This is a genomic window from Vibrio sp. 10N.222.47.A9 (assembly GCF_963872585.1).
Classification (GTDB): Bacteria; Pseudomonadota; Gammaproteobacteria; order Enterobacterales; family Vibrionaceae; genus Vibrio; species Vibrio splendidus.
The window spans coordinates 45,892-66,824 of sequence record NZ_CAWNBB010000027.1; the positions used below are offsets into that span (position 1 = coordinate 45,892).

Sequence of the window (20,933 nt, forward strand, 5' to 3'; positions counted from 1 at the left end):
CTACATACGCTAGCCACTCTCTTAATCCCTATACAGACGTGATTGTGTTGGAAAATGACTAATATCTTTATCGTTGTAATTGTTCTGGTTGTGTTCTTCTACTTTATCCAAAAGTATCTAGTGAAGCATGACGACACCAAAGATCATGCTTACCAGAAAAAAGGGTCGTTGATGTCGGCGCAACAGGCGACATTTTATAACGCACTTAAATCCGCGGTGGGCAACCATGGCGAAGTGTTTGCCAAGGTCAGCATGTCGAACGTTCTTGTTCCTGCTAAGGCGAACAACAAGAAGAATTGGTTTATCGCCAACAACAAAATCTCACGTAGCTACTTTGATTTTGTCGTGTGCGACCCGCGAACGTTAGAGCCCCGCGTGATCATCGAACTTGATAACGGCAAAGAGCTCAACAAGGGAAAGGCCGATCGAGAAAAGCTACTGATCCACGTGTGTAAATCGGCAGGCTTGCCACTGATTGGTGCATCTATTAAACACAGCTACCAAGTGAGCCGTTTGAAGAGGTTACTAGCAGCACACATCGATTTAATCGAGCCATCAAAAGAAGTTCGATTCTGTAAGAAGTGCGGCAGCCCGATGATCATCAAACTGGCAAGCCAAGGCGATTACAAAGGCCGACGATTCTTCACTTGTAGCCGTCAGCCAAACTGTACGTATACAGAGAACTACAACGTTGTATTCGATGTGGATGAAGATTCTAACTAATATCTTGAGTTAAAATGCTTTATCAGAGGGATAAGACACGAAACAGGCAGATGTATATAGCTATTAACTAGAGGCGAAATGTGATCTACTTCAAGCCATTGATCTGCTTTGTGTTTAAAATTTATTCTGATTGTTGTTTTTAAAAGCAAACGAACCGTTTTGTGCAAATTTATCCTTGCACGCTACCCATTCACTCGTTATTATCCATCTCGTTCTGAAGCGTTAGCCACTTAGTAAAGCGGTTAGTTAAGTTTCAAAGCATTGCCCGCTTAGCTCAGTTGGTTAGAGTACTTGCATGACATGCAAGGTGTCACTGGTTCGAGTCCAGTAGCGGGCACCACATTATACGAAAGAGCCCACCTAGTGTGGGCTTTTTTGTGCCTGTAATTCCTTGCTTTATCAGACTCTTAGCCATTTCTTGGTCCCAAGAGATTCCATGATGTGTTGTAAAATCCACCGTTTAAAGTAATCTCTGAAGTAGTCTTTTAAGATCTAAGCAATTTCGAGGTTACTGCAGGGGGTTACGATGGCGAAAAAATTAACTGCTACTCAAATCAAACAAGCAAAGCCTAAAGATAAAGAATACAATTTAGGTGACGTTGATGGGTATCAAAGTCGGGCTATTTAGGGTTCGCAAGCTAACGCGTGAAGTTGGTTTTATGAGTAAACAATCAGGTTTGTATCGATATAAACATGTAAAAGTAGATATGTTAAGCATTCCAAATCTACTGAGCGTGAATTCTCTGTGAGTACTACAAGTAGTGTTTGGTGCGGTGATATTATTTGTATTTGGTCTGGTTCAACGTGGGTCTAGCCTCGTTTAAATACCTAATGTATGAGGATCTGTTTATATAACAAAGCAGAGGCGGTACCTCTGCTTTGTTATTGGAGTTAGCGGTAAGCATGTTTACTCAGGTTAGTGTGAAGACGCTTGCAGTTCGACATCGAATGCATCACGGCCACTAATGCTGATGTAATAGCTACCAGCAGGAACGAAACCATCACCACCTTTTGGTATCGAAATACGTTCATTGCTACCTTGTGTAAAGTTAGTCCATTCGTAATCATGATAATGGCAAATTTTGTCGTAACAAGCATACAAATCAGCATCTCCATTACCTGATATCGAAATATCGACATTCGTTAATCCATTAGGTACTTCAATGTAGAATAATTTTTCAGAAAATTTCTCGCCTTCTACAGCAACGCTACTATTTAAAGCCAGTAGCTTGGGGTTTTCTTGAAGTTTAGGTTTGGAAATATCGCTATCATTAATATCTTTCGTTACTTCGTCTAGCCATAATTGAAACTCTTGATTGTATATTGGTCCAAAGTCGTTTAGACGTGCTACCCATTGTTTGTATTCACCACTACGAGCGTAACCAAGCAACTCTGTTGTTTCCTGTGGGTGTTTTTCTAACATAAAGCGTACGCCTAGGTAGCCCCAGCGATAAACTCGGTTTAAGCCGTCACTGTAATTTGTGGTAAATACCTCATGCAGCGAGTACGTTTTGTCTTTACCGAGAGACAGCGCGGCAAAGTAATTTTCCTTATAGTGCATATATTCGGCAAAGCCCTCAAGCCACCATACAATGCTACCTTCTCGCATTGTGGTATGGAAATCACCGTATTGGTTAAAGCGCCCATCGAGGTAGTGAACATACTCGTGCTCTAGGTTTAAAATCGAAAAATTATCATCCCATCCATTTTGATAAGCGACGAATCGAGGAGTGTTGCCTTGTTGTGAAGGGGTGCGCTCAAGGAATTGACCGCCGTTGTTGGTGGTATTGCCAAACAAAAAGCTCGAGTAAGTGGAGTAGTCGTCTTTAGTGTTGAAGACGATAACATCAACGGTTTCGCTGTAGTCATCAGAAACAGGCTGATGGCCTGTGTTTGCAACGTTATGGAAATCGTCTTCTTTATCATTAAGTGTCTGACAGCTGGTTTGCGCTTGTTCATTGGTCATCTTTTGCGCCAGAATTTGAGCCGGGCCTGCACAGTTATAGCTGAAAGGTACAACCCGCTGTTTCAGCCTTTCTTTTGAATTATCTAAAGCGAGGCGATTTAGCTGTTCGGGAGCATAAGCGCTGACCATTTGAGCAATCCCGACCCACACGCGATCTGATTTACCACCGAGCGTATAGTTTTGTAGCAATTCTTCTAAGGTTTGAGTCATAAGCTGTTTAGTTTGCTCATCATCAGTTTTGATCAAGCGAGCCAGCTCTCGCGCTGCGTTACCGAGTAAAGCTTCAGAGTCTGTACCAATTGCCCATTCATTGTTAAGAATAAATGATTTGAGCTTATTGATATAGATCGGATCAGATTCGATAAGGTCGTAGAAGGCTTCTTTTTGTGAGTGCCCGGCCATGGCTATGAAAATATTATTGATAGCTTGACGGTAGTAGTAGCTTTCGCCTCTTTCTGCAGTGAAAGTATCTAGTAGCGCAAAAACATCGGGAGCAGCAACTGAAAGTTGACGAACGCTATCGACGATGATCAACATAGAACCAAGAGCTTGTTGCTGTGTTTGACCTTCACTTAATGAGTAATGAGAGCGCAAGAATAGTTGGGCTACATGAGCGATTGACAATCCCATTTCATTAGGAAAAGGAGCTAGGTCACGAGCATAGGTATCGTGACGGTTTTTATAAGCCGCTTTGATGAATTCGGCAAGGTAATAGATATTCTGTGCCTGTTGCTCTTTCCCCTGATATTGGTTGATTACTTTTTCAAGCGACTGAGTGATTTTTCGCATGACCGTTTCGGAGAATAGCTGGTCTGCTTGTTGCTTAGACGGTGAAAACCACGAGCTCATACACTCATAAGTTCCATTGGCGACTTGTGAATCTACCTTTGCCAAATTAGTAAGAAGCTGCGGCGTTTCGCACTCTCCTGAGTATGGAAATAGTGCAGTATCAGTATCAGTATCAGTATCAGTTGTGTCTGTGTCATCAATTTGAATGTCTGCATCCGGAGTAGACGGGGCATGAGAGGAGTTCTCGTCACTGCCACAGCCCGATAATAATGTCGCAATGGAAATTATTACGAAAGTGTTTTTGATATTATTTAGTAGCATAAAGTAAATATAATGGTGGATTTATGCATCAATATATACCCTTATAAATAATTAGTTAAATTAGCTTATGTAATGAAAGTATAAGATGGATTTATTTATCGACTGAGCCTAAATAACAAACCAAAAAATAGGATGGTATAAATTTATTTGATGATATCATTTCAATTTGTTATTGGGTTTGGGTTTACTCGGTTTGGTATATTGTAAAGGAGAAAAACATGGTTATTAGGATTTCTATTGAAATAATTACATCTAGTTGGGGCTTTATTGAGTAATTCAGTGGAACTAAATTAATAACCTATGAGCTGATCAGCTACGTCATCTACCTCTCGTAGCCCTATGCCTAAACCTTTTTACAAAAACAACTGGAAGTAATACAACCAATCACTCATTACCGTGGTTCTTTGACCTTTTGGATTGACGAAGAGGCGATAAGTGGGTCGGCATAAAGTAAACAGTATAAGCGCGGGAGACCAAGTAAGTTCAGTGATTTAGTTATCACGACAGCGCTCTGGTGAAACGAGTTTTTATGCCACTTAGAGCACGGCAGGGATTTGTCTACTCGATATTTAGACTTGCCCATGTTCTATTCAGTTGTCCACATTACACATACATAAGTCGTAGGGCAAAGCAATTTGAGGTCTCATTTAAGACAAAATCGAGAGGAACAATACAGTAACTAGCCATTGATGCTAATGCCTTCATGATTCCGACTAAGTAGGTAGTAATTCTAATTGTATATGTGTTGGTAGGTGGTATTGCTGTATTAGATTTTATAAGGTGACTTGATAGAAGATAGAAGATAGAAGATAGAAAATGGAAGCTAATTCTGCGTATATCGCTATTTAATAATATGTAAAAATATCAATAAATAAACTATAATGCAATCAGTTTAGGTAAATGGAGATAATATAATTTTGGGGCATCTCGGTAACAATAAAGTTTGTGTGGTAGCTCTTGCTGTTTCTGGGCGCTTTTTTACCACTACCACAGGGCCGTTAGAAATATTAGAAACTGCGGCTGATCTTGCAGAGTGTCGTGGCTTCGCTTCGACCGTTGTTTCTGCGGATAATAAACCTATATCAGGCCGTGGTGGTATTTCAATCCAAGTCGATGAACGATGGCAAAATATCAACGCAGCAGACGTATTATTAGTAGGTTCTATTGGTGATCCAGAAGAAACTTTGGACTGTATTCCTAAAGAAGTTATTGAATGGGTAAAAAAACTGTATCAAAACGGTGCGCGAGTAGTCGGTATCGATACAGGGATTTTTGTTCTAGCACAAGGGGGACTGCTTGATGACTGTGATGCAATTATGCATCCATATTTTTCACATTTGTTTCGCAAAAAATTTCCAGGCATCAGTCTTTTGGAGCATAGAAAGACGCTAATTAACGATAGGATTTATCTATCTTCAGGAGTTTATACCTATCAAGGCCTGATTTTTCAAATCGTTGAAGAAATTTTCGGCAGTCAGGTAAAGTGTATAAGTCACCAGTTGTGTATTGCTAACGAGTCCGATGATACGTCATTGGGGTACAGTGACGTAAGAAATTTTATGCAACATAAAGATGCTTTAATTCATAAAATTCAGAAGGGGATAGTTAGCGTTGATTCTAGAACAATGAGCGTTGGCGAACTGGCTGCGGAGGCGCATCTATCAGAGCGACAGCTTAAGCGGAGGTTTAAAGATGCAACAGGAATCACGCCATTAAAGTTTATTCAATTAGTTAGGCTGTCATTTGCAAAAGAACTTCTTAGAAATACTAAACTCAGTGTAGAGGAGGTGGGACGTAGAGTCAGTTATGAAGATGTTCGTTTCTTTAGACAAATATTTAAAAGAGAAAATGGATTATCTCCTCAAGAATATCGGAAGAATATTTTGGCATCTTTAGATAAAGAATTAGATATCCTAATGGAAGTTCCAGTACTTCTTGAAGGTTAGAACAGGGTTTATATCAATAATTTCAAATTATGAGATATTTCGGACTTACGTTAAAATTCAGCGTTTCCATAAGGCGGGTTTATATTTCCATAACGAATTGTTATCAATTCATTTTTATATGATTAATACAGCCTGTGAATAAAGAGTTGTTAAATTTGCCATTTTTATAAGGAGCTCCATCCTGTTAGTGCAATTACCCTAATTTTGGTTGTTGAAACGGACTCTAATTGTTGGTGATAGTGACATATTCAACAGTAAAAAAAATTATCGTACGTATTATTTCACACCGAAAAATAAATTATATAACAGTCACTTATAAGTCATAACTCAAGCTCAGGCGCGATGAAACATCACTCGTTAAGAGTATTGTTGCATATGTAACTATCTGGGATGAACACGTAATATATGCGCTGAGTTGCTACGGTAATTAATTCGCCTCTGCACCGTATTTAGCTCTTTATGGATACATAAAAATAATAATTATTGGAACTGCTGAATCTAAGGTGTTTATTTAATGAAAGCCACGAATCGAACCATTGATGTAAAGTACTTGCGCACATTTTCCCATGTAGCAAGACATCGTAGTTTTACAGCTGCTGCAGAAAGTCTCTATTTAACACAACCTGCTGTATCACAGCATATAAAAAAACTAGAGAGTAAAATCGGTGCGACTATCTTTGATAGAAAAGGAGGTTTTGGGTTAACACGTCATGGGAAAGTTTTACTTGAATATGTAGATCAAACTATGTGCATGTACGAAAAACTGTTCGAAGATTTGGAGGAAATAGATATCTGCAAAAAATACTCAATTGCTATATCTGATTCTTTCAATCCTGAGTTGGTAGCTAAAGTTATTAACACGTTTAGAACATATAATGATATAGAGCTTGCTATTACTAGCTTTAGCGATATCGATGAAGTTAATAAAGACAACTATGATTTGATCTTTGGAGCAGGGAAAGTATTGGCTTCAAATGGAAAAGTATTTCCACTAAATCGTGTTCAATATATCTTAGCTTGTGATCGGTCCATTGTGCCAGAAGAGTGTTATCCTGAAAGAATCGTATTTTGTAGCTTTTTGACTCGGCGTGAAGCAGAAGTGCTATTAAGTTCGGCTAGAATCGATACGTCAAATGTGAAGAGTTGGCTTAGAACTTCATCATCACGTTTAATGATTAATGAGTTGCATGCCGCGAACACTTTTGTTATTTGCCCTAGTTGGACGATAGGTGAGCAGTCTTGTAACAAAAGATTATTGGTCGAAAATGTGGAGATGTATATTTGGTGTAATGAAGATGCTGCAAAAAAAATAGATCAGGCGGGTTTGAGAACGCTGATTACCGATATTTTTAACGATAACAATAGTGGTATTGTTATCCAGTGAGTGAATAACCCTGTCGCTATATTAGCGACAGGGTAAAGAAAAACCAACCTGATAGTCCTAGGGGAATTGTATAGGGAATACCATTAGAAAAAGGATCCTTATGAGTAATTAGAGAGGATACCCACATCAACAATATCTGAACGCCACCTAAAATCCCCGCGGTCGCTAAGGCAATAATTGAGTACTCAGGAGCAATTCCTATAAATAAAGCTCCTATCAGTTTTACATCCCCACCTCCAATAATATTCATCATCCAAAGCATAAAAAACACACAAAAAATAATTAATGAGGCGCCTATTTGCCATATGACATTATTGGAAAAAACTAAACTGATAACTCCCAATATGATGATGATGATGATAAATCTGTGTTTAACGGTCCTGAAACAAATGTCATTGTAAAAAACAACAAGGTTGCATATGGCTATAGCGATAGATAAAAATATTTTTAATTCTGTCATAATACAAATAATATGACGGTCAGCACTATTTATCAATTAAAAATCATGTTAATAAGTAATGTAATCGATTTCACCTCATCGTATAAGTTAGAGTTATATTCCTATAAAAAATCTTAATTGGTTTGAATTGATTTTATAATGTAAATTTCGTGTATTCATTCGAAGGATGAACATTTTAACCAATAGAGGTAAACATGCTTTTAAATATCAATTCCAAGATTCGCCAAATCCGTACTAAGTTTAAGTTAGATAAACGTGGTGTTACTGCAGTTGAATACGCAATTATTGCAGTTGCTATGTCTGCAATCTTATTAGGCATATTTCAAAACGGCACCTTAAAGACGGCGATGGAGGGTGCGATGAATACTGTCTCATCAAGCTTAAGTGGTGGATCGCCTGATACTAGTACTAAAGATCCTGCTACTAAGCCTAAAGGCTAAAACCCCTGACACTCCGTAAATTAATAATAATTTTAATCAATAGGAGGGAGGCGGCTCCCTCCTTTCTAAGGTTACACCCAATATGAATCGAGCGGTATTGTTTCTATTTATTGCAATTTCTCTATTTTTGGCCTTCTTTTATGTCAGTGAGAATTTCCTTTCCCAGAAAGAAGAAGAAGTTGTTGTCGAAGAAGAAAAGATCAGAATGGTTGATGTTGCTTTTTTTAATAACGATGTCGTAAAAGCTTCTGTCGTTAAACAACAACTACTAGATATTCAAAGTCTCCCTGAAACAACCGTTAAGGCCAGAGGCTATATCCCATATACTGATGTCAATATTCAAGCTGGCGCGCTGTGGTCTGCTGATATTGAAGCTGGTCAGGTTTTGAATGCTGGCTACTTTTCAAACCCTGGTGATAAAGACTATATGTATTTGTCATTAAGTAAAAATGAAGTGCCTTATTATTACACATCAAGCGGTAGTAGTATCGTTGAAGCCCTACCAATTCAACCACAAGATCGAGTTAGTTTTGTTGCAACGACTTCATCGGAGTCTAATTTGCTCGAAGATGGCTACTCAGATATCAATAATTTAACCAGCAATGTCATTATCGACGGTGCGAGAGTATTGCAAGTTGTTGAATCTAATAATGAAGATGATGAAGATAAAGAACACAGCCTCATCATTGCCTTAACAGTAAAACAAGTACTCAAGTTAGAGATGGCGCAGAAGATTGGCGCGATAACTTTAGTGCCAGCTAAACTTGCACATAAGTATCTATCAGTAAAAAGCAGCGATCTTATTGAGCATCGGTTTGGTGTTCGTCAGCTAAGGGGAAACTAGTTGTGACCACAAATAAAATTTTACCCGTTTCCGTCTTGTTATCCATATTCCTCGCTTTACCGAGTTATGCCAGTGAGTTGTTAAGTCTGGACCAGGGTGGTGCTAAAACAATCAATATTAAACGAAATATTGATACTGTATTTGTTGCTAACTCGCAAATTGCTGATTACAAAATCATTGCGAACGGTAAACTCGTTATTTATGGCATAGGTCGAGGTGCCACTTCTATTATTGCCTACGATAGAGCAGGCAATGAGATTTATAATGCAGAAGTTGTTGTTAATAAGAGCCTTAGGCTTCTAAAGCAAACTTTAGTTGCTCGCTACCCTGATGAAAATGTAAAGTTAACTAATATTGGCGAACAAGTTGTACTTGATGGTGTGGTCAGTAGTGAAGAAGTAAAAGCTAATGTTTATCGTCTTGTTGGTGAGATGATGAAAAAGAGTAAAGAACGACATACATTTGAGCTATCTGGTGCAAATGGCGAATCTGTCGATGCATTGGATTTTACTGCAACTTATGTGTTTCAAGATATCATTAATAATTTAAAAGTTCTGACGACAGAACAAATTAACGTGAAACTAACAGTCGCCGAGGTTTCGAGTTCTTTTCTGACGGAACTTGGTGTTTCCTACGCTGAATCAAATGGAAAAAGTATTGGTGGTGCAGGGACATTTGTCAATAAAATTTTAGATTTTACAGCGCAGGATATTGTAGCGGTTATCTCAGCAAGCGGTAACGATAATATAGGTCGTGTATTAGCTGAGCCAAACCTTTCAGTCATTTCAGGCGAATCTGCTAGCTTCTTGGTTGGTGGCGAAATACCAATTGCAGTGCGTGATAATGACGGGGTTTCGATCACCTATAAAGAATACGGTGTAAAACTTTCAATGGTGGCAAAAGTGACGGATTCAGAGAACATCCGCCTATCGTTGCTACCAGAAGTTAGCTCTATTGATAAAGCTAATGGCGTAAATTCCGGTTTAATAAGTGTCCCTTCCTTAAGAACAAGGAAAGCGCAGACAACCGTCCAATTAAAAGATGGTCAAAGCTTCGTGCTAGCAGGCTTACTGACTACAGAAGAACAAGAATCCTTGAGTAGGATTCCCTTGTTGGGCGATATCCCCATTCTTGGTGCCTTGTTTAGCAAAACCAATACAGAACGCCGTAAAACTGAGTTGATTATTGTTGCAACCGTAAATCTAGTCGATCCTGTAAAAGAAGATGAAATCAAACTACCTAAGTTTAAACGTACTAGTGACTTAGAGCGTTTACTTCGATTAGACCTGTCTGATGTCGATGACGAGCAATTGGAATCAACAATTAATGCTGGAGGGTTTAACTAATGTGTGTGAACTTAAAAAATATCATTTATCTTACTTTGTTTAGCTTGGCTCTTTCCGGTTGTAGCGTTGCTTATCCTGAAAACGAAACCGTAGTAAACACATTTGAAGAAAATTTTGAATTCACGGCTGTAAATAAACAAAAAGCTATGGAAAAATCGTTAGAATTTGTGGGTAAGATTAATCGTAAGCATCCTAAGTCAACTTACGTGATTGAATATAATACAGATGAAAGCTTATTTATAGACGAATTTGTTATAAAGATTAAACACTTGGGAATTCATAAGCTACGGTTCAAGTTAAATGCGATAAGCGAAGGTAAGGATATTAGTATTGTTGCAAGATATCATATTGTTGAGGGGAAGAATTGCGGTTCGATTTCTTTAAATAATATCAATAATTATTCGTTTGGTTGTTCATTAGAATATAACCGTCGTTTAAGTTTAACAAATCCGATATTAGGTAAAGAATAGTATGGACTTAGATAACCTATTCAAAACGTCATCATCAAAGCTCGAGTCAAAAGTTAAAAATATCGATTTAGTCGTCTCTGATGATAGAGAAATATTGAATGCAATTGATCAGCTCTATGCGATTGAAGGCTTTATCACTCCTTTGAAAGTCGATGATATTGACGACGAAAGTTGGCACAAAACGGATTCTGAAATTAAAAATGTTATTTTAGATCTACGTGAAAGCCAAGATGTGATTTCTGAGGTTTCGGAAATATCTTCTCGTTTGGATGTGAGTATTTCTCTAATAGTGTTAAGTTGCTTAGATTCCATAATGATGCGAGACAGGGTCTTGGCACTTGGTGCAAATTATGTACTTTGGGATGAAGAGCTAGATGCTCTGCTAGGCGCAATTAAGACACCAGCGTTGGAGAATAGCACGACAGTCTATAAGAAAAAATCACGAGTGGCTAAGCGTGTACTTTTGCTTGGCAGTAAAGGGGGGATCGGTCTTTCAAGTATCAGCTCATATTTATGTTATAGCTTAAGCCAGCAAGCTAGTTTGAAAACCTTATTGGTTGAGCATGATACAACAGCATTGAACTCCGATATTTTCTTAGGAGTTAAAGGCCTTAAATCTAAGCAGAGTAGTATTGACCTTAACCAATCTGAGTTAGATGCTGCGATAGCGGCTACTTACGTCTATTCGGTTAAAGACAAGTTAGATTATTTGATGTTAGATAAAAGTCCTGCATGTCTTAATGACCATGCAGATTCATTGCACCGTATTTCCAATGAATTAATTGACCAGTACAACTTTATTATTGATTCAATTCCACTTAATGCACTGGAAGAGTTGCCTTCTGAGGAACTTATAGACCGATATCATAGAATTTATGTTGTATGTGAACCTTCAGTTGCTTCTCTTCGAGCTTATAACACAATTAAGAAAAAGCTTGGGAAGTCAGAACATCAGATCATTTTTTCAATGACTCGATTACAAAAAGATTACATGGTCCCTTTACAAAGTGCTAAAGATAAGATCAAAGCCAAAAATACGATCGATATAGCATACGAAGCCAATTTAGAAAAACTGGTAATTCAACAAGGAATTCATAGTTTAACTAAAACAAAGCTTGCACCTGCAATTTCTATTATGATTAATAGCTTGACGGGTAAAAAGGTGAAACCAGCATCTAGATTAAAGTGGTTTAATAAGAAATGAATCAGTTAAAAGAAGTCTATATTGAGATACGTGATGAAATATTCGACGCGTTAGATGCGGCATCTTTGGTTGACGTGGATAGTGGTGAGTTGGAAGGGCAGCTAAAAGAATCCGTTAATATCTTAATCGAACGCAAGCAACTTCAAATTAGTAACTTGAAACGAATGGATTTAGTTAAGGCACTTTTAGATGAACTTAAAGGACTAGGACCACTTCAAGCTCTCGTTGATAATGATAATATTTCGGATATTATGATTAACGGACCCGCTGATATCTTTATCGAAATTAACGGTAAAGTTGAAAAGTCACCCATTCAGTTTGTAAATGAAAAACAACTCAACACAATCGCAAAACGAATCGCGTCTAATGTTGGACGTCGTATCGATGAGTCTAAGCCTTTATGTGATGCTCGTTTAGAAGATGGTAGCCGTGTAAATATTGTTATTCCACCTTTGGCTATTGACGGAACGTCTATTTCAATACGTAAGTTTAAAGAGCACAAAATAAAGCTAGAGAACTTGGTTGAGTTTGGTGCTTTGTCGGTAGAGATGGCAAAATTGTTATCAATTGCGAGCCACTGCAAGTGTAATATTCTAATTTCTGGCGGTACGGGTTCTGGCAAAACGACATTACTTAACGCTTTATCTGGGTTCATTGGTGGAGGTGAGCGCGTCATAACGATAGAAGATGCGGCCGAGCTTCAGTTGCAGCAAGAGCACATTGTTAGATTAGAAACTCGCCAAGCTAGTGTGGAAGGTACTGGAGAAATCACGGCTCGTGACTTAGTGATCAACGCGCTTCGTATGCGTCCTGATAGAATCATTGTCGGTGAGTGTCGTGGTGGTGAAGCATTTGAAATGCTCCAAGCGATGAACACCGGCCACGACGGTTCTATGTCTACACTTCACGCAAATACTCCAAGAGATGCCATTGCTCGTGTTGAAAGTATGGTAATGATGGCAACAGCAAGCTTACCTTTAGAAGCTATACGCAGAACAATAGTCAGTGCGGTTGATTTGATCGTTCAGGTCCGTCGTCTTCATGATGGTAGCCGTAAGATTCTGTTTATTAGCGAAATCGTCGGTCTTGAAGGTGATAATGTAGTGATGGAAGACATTTTCCGTTATGAAAATACTGGCGGCATGATTGACGGAAAAATTGCTGGTGAATATAGAACTCCTGGGCTTTCTAAGCGCTCCGTGATCTATGAAAGAGCCAAGTTTTTTGGTTTGGATGGAGCCTTACAGGAGTTGTTCTCATGATGGTGATAATGGTACTTGCTTGGGTTGTGTTGGCAATAGGCCTTGCGATCGCCCACACAAAAAAACAGCGCAAAATTACAGCGATAATTGATGAATCCGGGACTTTTGAAGGGGTGAGTGGTTCTCGTACCGTGATTGACTCAGAAAGTTTCGACATCAGTTACAAAAAGAAACTAAAAGATAAATATAAGCAATTTAACAAATTGTTAAATCCTAATGCAGGTTCTAAAATATTACTGTTTTTTTCAATCTCTTCTGTGGCTGTTTACTTCATCAACGACTGGTTCTTTCGCCTAGAATATTGGAAAGTGTGGTTGGGAATAATTCCGATTTTATTCATTATGTTTATCTTAAAATTAAGTGGACTAAGGGAGAAAAAATTTAAAGATAATTTCCCAGATGCTTTGAACATTCTTTCTGGTGCACTATCATCTGGTCAAAGTATTGTTCACGCCTTTGAATATGTAGGAACTCAACTAGATAACGAAGTAGGCAAAGAGTTTAAAAAAATGTCTGAGCGTCTTTTGATAGGCGAGGACCCAGATGATGTGCTTGCAAGAAGTGCATCTACATTTCCATATGTAGAATATTTTTTTTTCGCATCTACAATTAGGATTAATTTAAGTCGTGGTGGACAGCTAAAAAATGTTATCAACCGTATTAATCGGATTATGTTTGAAGCTCGTGCAATAGAGAAAAAGAAAAATGCATTGACTTCTGAAGCTCGATCTTCCGCTAAAATAATCGCAGCGCTTCCTGTTATTTTTATGTTTATATTAAAGTTAACTAGTCCTGAAAACTATCAATTTGTTATGTTTGAAGAAGGTGGAAAACCGATTTTTTACTATGTGCTAATTAGTGAATTGATTGGTTTTTTCCTAATTTCAATGATCTTAAGAAGTGTGAAATAATGGGTATTATACCATTAAAACTCATATTTCTTGTTATGGGTTTTATTATATCGTTAGTTGCTGCTTACTACATGCTTAAAGTGTTTGACAATACAAAAGCAAACATATCAACGAAAAGAATCATTGGTTCAACACAAGAAAAAATATCACTGAAAGATAAATTGTTGGTATTTACCTCTAAACTAGCTTTTAATCGAGATGAGGTAAAAGCAAATTTGATTAAGGCGGGAATACATAACGAATTTTTCTCCCAAGTTTATTACCTAATTAAAATAGTTCCTATGATATTTTGTATTGTAACTATCGGTTATATGTATTTAAACAGTAGACTCGATATGCTGAATTCATTCATGTCGGTAGGTATTTCCTTGCTGATTTTTTTGATAGCACCAGATATGTATATAGCATCGAGAGGTAAGTCAAACATAAGCCATATTAGCAGTCGTTTGCCCTTCCTGCTAGATCTGATGAATGTTTGTGTTCATACCGGAATGACCCTAGAAGCAAGTTTAGAATATCTCTCGCATGAACTAAAAATGGTGGATGAAAACTTAGCATTTGTGGTGCAAACAACGTCAGAGAGAGCAAAAGTTGTCGGTCTCGATAAAGCATTATCAGAATTTTATGATTTGGTTCCAACAACAGAAGCTCAAAGCTTTGTAATGACGTTAACACAAAGTTTAAAGTATGGTTCATCGGTTGGTGCGGTCCTTGCATCACTCGCTTCCGATATCCGAGAGATTAATATGTTAGAACTCGAAGAGAAAATTGGGAAAATGGGTGCGAAGATGTCAGTACCAATGATCGCATTTATTATGATTCCGATCGTTATTCTTATTGCAGCTCCAGGAATTATGAGGATGTTAGGCTAGTGAAATATATTTTAGCAAAAGTATTTATTTTGTTCATGATTGTTGGTTGTTCATCTATTAATGATGAACTAGTGACTAAAGAAAGGTTATTGACTAAATCTGGACAATCAGAACAACTAATCGAATTTTATAAGTTAAACTTGGCAGAAGTACCCGGTTATAAAGTCAAGCTTATTGACCTTTATCTAGATAAGAAAGATAAAAGGTCCGCCGAGCTTTATATCAATACCTATAAAAAAGATGATCTTGATGAACCTGAAGTAATATTTACTTTAGCGAAACTTGAATATTTAAAATTAAATTATGCAGCAAGTAAAAATTATCTTGAAGAATATCTAGATGAAGGCGGAAGTAAGGGGGAGTTCTATTTGTTGAACGGTAAAATTCTTGCTCAGCAAAAACAGTATGATTTGGCGGTAGAAAGTTTTGACACCAGTAAGAAAAATGGTGCCTCAGACCGTGAAGCAAATAATAATATCGCTGTAGTGAAAATGCTTCAGGGTGAACATCAGCAAGCTATGGAAATATTATACGACTTATTTGCCTCAAACCCTAATGATGAAAAAGTACGTTCGAATTTGATGTTGGCTTCTACACGGGCAAATAGATCGGATGTTGTGCTTGAGGTTCTTAAATACAGCAGCAATGAGCAAGAAGCGAGAGAACAACTTGCTAAGTTAATGAAGTCAGTGAAGCCTATTGCTAAAAAGAAACCTGAGCCTAAGGCAAAACCAGTGAAGGTTGCGAGTAAACTTAAACGCAAGGAAGTTAATAACGTGGAACCAAGCATTGTTGCCAAAAAAATTCAGAAACCTATCGTTGAGCGCTCAGTGTTAGACGTAAATAATCTAAAGCCAAAAACACCTGCAACTTATCGAATTCAAGTACTTGCCACTTACAAAGTTATTCCGAGCGACTATTTAAATTATCTTAAAGGTAATTATGGCAAAGTGTATTCATATACTCACGGTCTATGGAAACGTTATTGCATTGGTGAATTCGCTGACATTGATGATGCAAAGTCATTTTTGCAAAACATGAACACAAAAGGAGCGTTTGTGGTCGACTATACCAAGAAGAGGTACGTAGAGCTTTGAAACGTAAACAAAGAGGTAGTTTAACTGTCGAAGTTGCACTTGGCTTACCTGTGCTAATTATGGTGATGTTTACTTGGTTCGATCTTTCAGTTTTAACTTATTCGATGGGGGTGACGGACCACGCTTTAACTTCCGCTGTTACGAGGAGTAAAAAGCAAGGTAATTCTAGTAACTCTAAAACGGTGGATTACAACCAAGAAATAACCGATTCATTGAATGAAAGTGGGGGAGCACTTTGGAGTGCAGTTGTCGAACGTTCGTCTATTGTAAGCCAGGTCTATTATTTTAAGAACATGGATGATTTTGCGAACTGTAATAAAACCGGTAGGCCAATTGATGAATGTTCAAATGTAAGAATAGGGAGCAATAACAATAATTCTATTGATATGCCGCTCGCTATTTATCAACTTACTTTTACGTATGAACCACTTTTTAATTTCGTATTACCCGGGATGAATATCCGCAGGGAGATCATCGCAGTACAAGAATACGAGCGCTGTACATTTAAGGTTGGAAAAGGTGCAAGTTGTGGTAATTAGGAAAAAACAGCAGGGTTCTTTTATGGTGGAGCTAGCACTAGTTTTGGTTTTTTTTAGTTCACTACTAGCTATCCATATTAATTATACGCTAGCCATTAATAAGAAAGGCCAATTGGATCGGGTTGCATATTCGTTATTGACCATATTAAGCGAGCGCCGTCAATTATATACTGGCGAACTTGATATGTGTGGTTTTGAAGGTAAACACTGTGACACTGAAATTGAAAAATTTTACGATATTGCTAAGAGTTCAATGAATAGAATGATTCCCGACTTTGACGACAGCAAATTAGGCATGCGCGTAGCTCAAATATCTATCGAGGAAGGGGAGTCGAAGGTAACTCTCAATAAGCAATTCAGAGGGAATCACGATGACTGCAATTTTCAGAATTTGCAAGGAATCAGTTTCGAACGCGCAAAAGAGCTATTGCCTACAACAACTCGTAATAGGCGATTACCCATGTATTACTTGTCCCTTTGTTATGAAACCCCTTTTAATATAATAGGTGCAGTGAGAGGAGAACCTATTAAGATTGTCACCAATTCCTATTCTTTTTCGAGGATTTAGCATGAAAATAATATCTAAGCAAAGAGGTGTTGCAGGTGTTATTTTTATACTCTGTTTACCTATTTTAATTATGACATTTGCTTTTTCTGCAGGTTATACCCAGCGATTACTTGCTCACTCAAAAATAGAGGAAGCAACAGAAATTGCCAGTTTAGCGTTGATTGCGAATCCTGGAGGAAATAACCAAGAAGATAAAGATTACGCAAAAAATTTGGTTGATTTATATGTTACGGATAATATTAACGATGTTGAAATTGATGTTACAACAACACGATGTGAATACGCTGATGGTTGTGTACAAAGGAATCATGAGTTATCACCTTTTACAGATTTCACCGTCTCGGCTAGGACAGAACATAAATCATGGATAACTCATGATGAAATTGGAGTAGAACCTGAGTTTAAAGTATCTGGTCGTTCTGTTACGCGTAAGTTTCTACCCCAACCTGTAGATATTTATTTCATCCTCGATACAAGTCAGTCAATGAGTAACCGATGGAGCGGGGAGAAAAATAATAAAACACAGATGGATGTCGTTAAAGAGACGATTGTTAAAGTTGTAGAAGATTTAAAAACGTTTAAAACGGGTGATGAAAAAAAAAGCCAGATTTCCTTGGTTACGTATAATGCCTATAACGCAAAGTTCGACAAAAAATCAAATCAAGTAAAACTGTATGATTATACTCGTGACTTTAAACATACAACAAAAACTTTTGAAGGTATTGTTGATAAAATGTTTGATCAAGATTGGCCTGCAGAAACCACGAGTTATGCATATATGTATAACACGTCGCAGGATATTCCACTAACCGATGATTATGATAACTTTATTAAGCTAGTAAAATCAGATAAATTGAAACCAGCAACTGGTGGTGGAACCATGTCTTGGCTCGGTTTGATCGCTGCTGCTAAGGAAGCGAATAAAGTAGAAGATGTTAATAGAAATCCAGAGCAAGTTTTTATTTTCTTATCCGATGGTGCCGATAATAAAGTAAACTACCCTAAAGATTTGTACCTAGAAAAGACTAGGTCATATCGCTCAAAACATAACGTTGATTGGACACACTATAGCGATGGTTCTACTGTGCTTCAGTATCAACAATATTTAAAAACTTTGGTGACTAAATATAAACTTTGTGAAACATTGCAAGAGACAATAAGTAAAAAGAAAAACAAATTCCAGAGTAAACATTCATCTTTAGAAGGTGAGAAAACCAAGGTGACAATGGGTGTTATTGGTGTTAACTATATTGTGAAAGAAGATGATGGTTTTGGAGATTGCGTGGGGCGTAAAAACATATATCATGCAAAGAAAGGCAAAGACGTTTATAAATACATTCTTAACCTAATTAATGAAGAAACAGGAAGACTAAAAGATTAATATGAAAAAAATAATCCCAATTCTATTTTTTATTGTATCCGGTAACACTGCGGCTAATTGCGTTAATTATACTGAGGAATATACAATTTCTAGAACACTTACAGGGACAGATACAGTAATCACTCAAGTTTCAGGCGTATTATCGGTAGAAGTAAGTGAAAAAAAAAATATCGTCCAGAATAAAAAAGTGATTAAAACTGATGCTATAAATGTCACGGATGCATGCGTATTTGACCAAGAATCGATGTCGCTTTTATTGAACTATAAGACAGATAAACATTCTTTGACTGATAAGCATAAACAAGCGATTGCTCAATACTTAGAGTTGGTTGATCAAGACAAAAAAATTGTTATTGAGGGGCACACGGATGATATTGGGTCAAAGGCTTATAATAAGAAGCTTTCTCAGCGTCGTACATCATCCGCAACAGTCTATTTGAAAAAGAATCTAGGGTTGGGTAACCGTATTATTGAAAAAGCTTTTGGGGAATCATCCCCGATCTGTAAGGTTGAAGAAAATGCCGCTTCTGGCTGTAATCGAAGAGTTATACTGACGATTAAATGATGTATGGCTTATTCGTTGTGATAGTTACATTAATTGTTATTTGTGCTGCGTTGTGTGGCGTCTGAAGCAGGGCTTGATAATTTTTATTAAGCCATTTATTATTATGATTACTTATATAATAATAAAAATAAATAAGTTCAAATGGAGTTTATAGTTGTTTAATATAAAGGATTGTTAATAATTGTATTAGAAAGTATGTGTGGAAGAATATTATTAGTTTTAACGTTGTTCATCTATTCGTTAGAGGTCTACCCTAGTCAGGTCGGAAATGTTAAAAGTATAGGCGAACAGATCGAATTGATTATATCTAGTCACACTCTGGTTGAAGATAAATCCCAGGCTCTGCTAGGTGTGGATTTAAATAGTAATAAGATTCGCGATGATGTTGATGAGGTGTTGAGCCAATTAGCTATGAGTGAGGTTGATAAGGAATTTATCACTCGATACATTAAGTATTCATTCGGTATTTTGGCTTATGATTTTTCTAAAAATATGGCTGAAAGCCGTACTTTTGCCAATTCTATATATGAAGAATTGGCAAAGGTTCGCCATTGTTACAAGCAAACAGGTGTTGATGGGAAAGACTTGTATGATTCCATTAATGCTATCAATATTTTAATATTTAACACTTATGAACGAATCGTTGCTTATTTTAATTATGAGAGTTACATTGACGTGTTGAATACCAATGATAAGATAGTTTATGATTGTTAGTGTTTTAGTTCTGAAAATGAACTCTATTAAAAAGCATTGTTGAACAGGGTTACTAGACGCTTTCTTCCTTTTTATTTACCTACAATTTACTTATCTTATTCGAGTCGTAATACCAATTTACCAACGTATTCTGAACTGGATGATTATGTTAAAATTGGCTTATGTTTTCGAAGGTTTTACTCCATGTTTTTATAAATCTGATACCGTGGTAGGTCGGTACGAAAATGAAAATGGTATTCCGAGCGAGATTGGGATTTTTATTGCTATGTTCTTGGTCCGATATAATGTAAAGTTTTATTTTGGATTTTAAAATAAAAATTAGATTTTGTAGGGCGAATTTTGGGTATAGCCTAAAATAATAAAGGAGCGCATCGAATCAATTTAAGCCCCACGACAATAATTCATTGTATTGTGCTGCTTTAACTCAATTGAGCTTACTGATTTCATACATAAATAAATTTGTGTTAAATTTCGAAGTTAGAAACCAAACCTATGCTAAATATGATTGTGATCTAGATCCTATTTTATTTTTTCTTTTGACGAAAGCGAAAAATTTCTCAACAACAGTCAATTTCAAGATGACTTATCTATTTTACAGGATACCTCTTGTTGCCCTTTATTTATAACGTATTACGACAGATCTTTGGAGTCCGGTTTGTTTGTGTTATTTCGTCAATTTTGTTGTTCTGTAGTAATTATTGCTGTTGAAGATGTCGATGAGATCGTATGGCACGCTAGTTACGCTCCCCAACATCCTTCTTAATTAGTAAGACTGTTCCAGCTGAAACAAGGCTAAATTTGGTGTAAATAAGACAGTAAGGGTGAGAGAGGAAAATCCATGTTGTTGGTCGTATATGATTAAGATGGGGAAGTAGACGGATTACTGATCCAATAGAAAGCCTTTGCTTATTGTACTTACACTCTAGCTATTTAATCGGATAGAATCGAGTCCATTAGCAGTAGACATTCCCCTTTTATCATTCTATCGGCTATTTATTTGTTTTATAATACCCTGGGGCGTGTTGTAACATCCACCATTTGAGACTTGCTTGCTGACTAGCCTTATAACTAGCAATTTTGGGCTCTTTGTTGCATAACTCAGTGGAACTAAATCAAGAACCTACGATCTGA

General features: G+C 37.2%; 19 protein-coding genes, 1 tRNA gene and 1 pseudogene. 19 read left to right on the top strand and 2 right to left on the bottom strand.

Annotated features, from left to right (window positions below; translation table 11 throughout):
- Positions 1–54: 54 nt before the first annotated feature.
- Together AACT19_RS07005 and AACT19_RS07010 are read left to right on the top strand one after the other, a co-directional pair.
- Positions 55–723 carry a DUF2726 domain-containing protein gene (locus tag AACT19_RS07005; RefSeq protein WP_004734944.1) on the top strand — a complete coding sequence of 223 codons (669 nt, stop codon included), beginning with the start codon at positions 55–57 and terminating at the stop codon, positions 721–723.
- 263 nt (positions 724–986) lie between these two features.
- Positions 987–1,063: transfer RNA gene (locus AACT19_RS07010), tRNA-Val, on the top strand.
- Positions 1,064–1,639: 576 nt separating this feature from the next.
- Here the strand turns inward: AACT19_RS07010 and AACT19_RS07015 are convergent.
- Positions 1,640–3,799 carry a M9 family metallopeptidase gene (locus AACT19_RS07015; protein ID WP_076645859.1) on the bottom strand — a complete coding sequence of 720 codons (2,160 nt, stop codon included), beginning with the start codon at positions 3,797–3,799 and terminating at the stop codon, positions 1,640–1,642.
- A gap of 390 nt (positions 3,800–4,189) precedes the next feature.
- Here AACT19_RS07015 and AACT19_RS07020 point away from each other — a divergent pair.
- The 3 genes and pseudogenes from AACT19_RS07020 to AACT19_RS07030 all read left to right on the top strand — a co-directional run.
- Positions 4,190–4,475 (top strand): annotated as a pseudogene (locus AACT19_RS07020) (transposase); the annotation flags it as partial.
- A gap of 241 nt (positions 4,476–4,716) precedes the next feature.
- A complete protein-coding gene (locus AACT19_RS07025) occupies positions 4,717–5,745 on the top strand; it encodes a GlxA family transcriptional regulator (RefSeq protein WP_076645860.1) in 1,029 nt (342 codons plus the stop codon).
- A 514-nt stretch (positions 5,746–6,259) separates the two neighbouring features.
- Entirely contained in the window at positions 6,260–7,129 is an 870-nt protein-coding gene (locus AACT19_RS07030) for a LysR family transcriptional regulator (protein WP_017092965.1), read from the top strand.
- A gap of 16 nt (positions 7,130–7,145) precedes the next feature.
- Here AACT19_RS07030 and AACT19_RS07035 read toward each other — a convergent pair whose 3' ends face one another.
- Complete coding sequence (locus AACT19_RS07035) at positions 7,146–7,589, bottom strand: A24 family peptidase (RefSeq protein ID WP_065605298.1); 444 nt, start codon at positions 7,587–7,589, stop codon at positions 7,146–7,148.
- Between the two features lie 194 nt (positions 7,590–7,783).
- Between AACT19_RS07035 and AACT19_RS07040 the strand changes: the two genes are divergently transcribed.
- From AACT19_RS07040 to AACT19_RS07105, 14 genes are all read left to right on the top strand, one after another.
- A complete protein-coding gene (locus AACT19_RS07040) occupies positions 7,784–8,029 on the top strand; it encodes a Flp family type IVb pilin (RefSeq protein WP_076645861.1) in 246 nt (81 codons plus the stop codon).
- Between the two features lie 82 nt (positions 8,030–8,111).
- The gene (locus tag AACT19_RS07045; RefSeq protein ID WP_076645862.1) at positions 8,112–8,873 is read left to right on the top strand and encodes a pilus assembly protein CpaB; all 762 of its coding nucleotides are present in this window, start codon (positions 8,112–8,114) and stop codon (positions 8,871–8,873) included.
- A gap of 17 nt (positions 8,874–8,890) precedes the next feature.
- On the top strand, positions 8,891–10,219 hold the full coding sequence (locus AACT19_RS07050; RefSeq protein WP_371690572.1) for a type II and III secretion system protein family protein: 1,329 nt from the start codon (positions 8,891–8,893) through the stop codon (positions 10,217–10,219).
- Positions 10,219–10,689 carry a hypothetical protein gene (locus AACT19_RS07055; RefSeq protein WP_004733972.1) on the top strand — a complete coding sequence of 157 codons (471 nt, stop codon included), beginning with the start codon at positions 10,219–10,221 and terminating at the stop codon, positions 10,687–10,689. The genes AACT19_RS07050 and AACT19_RS07055 overlap by 1 nt, the downstream gene beginning before the upstream one ends.
- Position 10,690: 1 nt before the next feature.
- Positions 10,691–11,893, top strand: a complete 1,203-nt coding sequence (locus AACT19_RS07060; protein ID WP_065605296.1) for an AAA family ATPase — start codon at positions 10,691–10,693, stop codon at positions 11,891–11,893.
- The gene (locus AACT19_RS07065) at positions 11,890–13,155 is read left to right on the top strand and encodes a CpaF family protein (protein ID WP_004733970.1); all 1,266 of its coding nucleotides are present in this window, start codon (positions 11,890–11,892) and stop codon (positions 13,153–13,155) included. Before AACT19_RS07060 ends, AACT19_RS07065 begins: the two co-directional genes overlap by 4 nt.
- Positions 13,152–14,066 carry a type II secretion system F family protein gene (locus AACT19_RS07070; RefSeq protein ID WP_076645864.1) on the top strand — a complete coding sequence of 305 codons (915 nt, stop codon included), beginning with the start codon at positions 13,152–13,154 and terminating at the stop codon, positions 14,064–14,066. Before AACT19_RS07065 ends, AACT19_RS07070 begins: the two co-directional genes overlap by 4 nt.
- Positions 14,067–14,071: 5 nt before the next feature.
- Positions 14,072–14,938 carry a type II secretion system F family protein gene (locus AACT19_RS07075; protein WP_207551956.1) on the top strand — a complete coding sequence of 289 codons (867 nt, stop codon included), beginning with the start codon at positions 14,072–14,074 and terminating at the stop codon, positions 14,936–14,938.
- Positions 14,939–14,973: 35 nt separating this feature from the next.
- Positions 14,974–16,035: a tetratricopeptide repeat protein gene (locus AACT19_RS07080; RefSeq protein ID WP_076645878.1), complete on the top strand. Its 1,062-nt coding sequence runs from the start codon at positions 14,974–14,976 to the stop codon at positions 16,033–16,035.
- Positions 16,032–16,574 carry a TadE family protein gene (locus AACT19_RS07085; protein WP_004733966.1) on the top strand — a complete coding sequence of 181 codons (543 nt, stop codon included), beginning with the start codon at positions 16,032–16,034 and terminating at the stop codon, positions 16,572–16,574. The genes AACT19_RS07080 and AACT19_RS07085 overlap by 4 nt, the downstream gene beginning before the upstream one ends.
- Positions 16,564–17,142 (top strand): tight adherence pilus pseudopilin TadF, encoded by a 579-nt coding sequence (tadF, locus tag AACT19_RS07090; protein WP_076645866.1) that lies wholly within the window; start codon positions 16,564–16,566, stop codon positions 17,140–17,142. The genes AACT19_RS07085 and tadF overlap by 11 nt, the downstream gene beginning before the upstream one ends.
- A gap of 1 nt (position 17,143) precedes the next feature.
- Complete coding sequence (locus tag AACT19_RS07095) at positions 17,144–18,523, top strand: TadE/TadG family type IV pilus assembly protein (RefSeq protein ID WP_017093226.1); 1,380 nt, start codon at positions 17,144–17,146, stop codon at positions 18,521–18,523.
- 1 nt (position 18,524) lies between these two features.
- Complete coding sequence (locus tag AACT19_RS07100; RefSeq protein ID WP_004733963.1) at positions 18,525–19,088, top strand: OmpA family protein; 564 nt, start codon at positions 18,525–18,527, stop codon at positions 19,086–19,088.
- 297 nt (positions 19,089–19,385) lie between these two features.
- Entirely contained in the window at positions 19,386–19,802 is a 417-nt protein-coding gene (locus AACT19_RS07105) for a chromosome segregation ATPase (RefSeq protein ID WP_242658932.1), read from the top strand.
- Positions 19,803–20,933: the final 1,131 nt, after the last annotated feature.

What these genes read in the sequence shown, in the direction of transcription:
- AACT19_RS07005 (WP_004734944.1), top strand. Translation starts at nt 55, where the DNA reads ATGACTAATATCTTTATCGTTGTAATTGTTCTGGTTGTGTTCTTCTAC.
- AACT19_RS07030 (WP_017092965.1), top strand. Translation starts at nt 6,260, where the DNA reads ATGAAAGCCACGAATCGAACCATTGATGTAAAGTACTTGCGCACATTT.
- AACT19_RS07095 (WP_017093226.1), top strand. Translation starts at nt 17,144, where the DNA reads ATGAAAATAATATCTAAGCAAAGAGGTGTTGCAGGTGTTATTTTTATA.
- AACT19_RS07070 (WP_076645864.1), top strand. Translation starts at nt 13,152, where the DNA reads ATGATGGTGATAATGGTACTTGCTTGGGTTGTGTTGGCAATAGGCCTT.
- AACT19_RS07040 (WP_076645861.1), top strand. Translation starts at nt 7,784, where the DNA reads ATGCTTTTAAATATCAATTCCAAGATTCGCCAAATCCGTACTAAGTTT.
- AACT19_RS07045 (WP_076645862.1), top strand. Translation starts at nt 8,112, where the DNA reads ATGAATCGAGCGGTATTGTTTCTATTTATTGCAATTTCTCTATTTTTG.
- AACT19_RS07060 (WP_065605296.1), top strand. Translation starts at nt 10,691, where the DNA reads ATGGACTTAGATAACCTATTCAAAACGTCATCATCAAAGCTCGAGTCA.
- AACT19_RS07100 (WP_004733963.1), top strand. Translation starts at nt 18,525, where the DNA reads ATGAAAAAAATAATCCCAATTCTATTTTTTATTGTATCCGGTAACACT.
- AACT19_RS07065 (WP_004733970.1), top strand. Translation starts at nt 11,890, where the DNA reads ATGAATCAGTTAAAAGAAGTCTATATTGAGATACGTGATGAAATATTC.
- AACT19_RS07035 (WP_065605298.1), bottom strand. Translation starts at nt 7,589, where the DNA reads ATGACAGAATTAAAAATATTTTTATCTATCGCTATAGCCATATGCAAC.
- AACT19_RS07015 (WP_076645859.1), bottom strand. Translation starts at nt 3,799, where the DNA reads ATGCTACTAAATAATATCAAAAACACTTTCGTAATAATTTCCATTGCG.
- AACT19_RS07055 (WP_004733972.1), top strand. Translation starts at nt 10,219, where the DNA reads ATGTGTGTGAACTTAAAAAATATCATTTATCTTACTTTGTTTAGCTTG.
- AACT19_RS07080 (WP_076645878.1), top strand. Translation starts at nt 14,974, where the DNA reads ATGATTGTTGGTTGTTCATCTATTAATGATGAACTAGTGACTAAAGAA.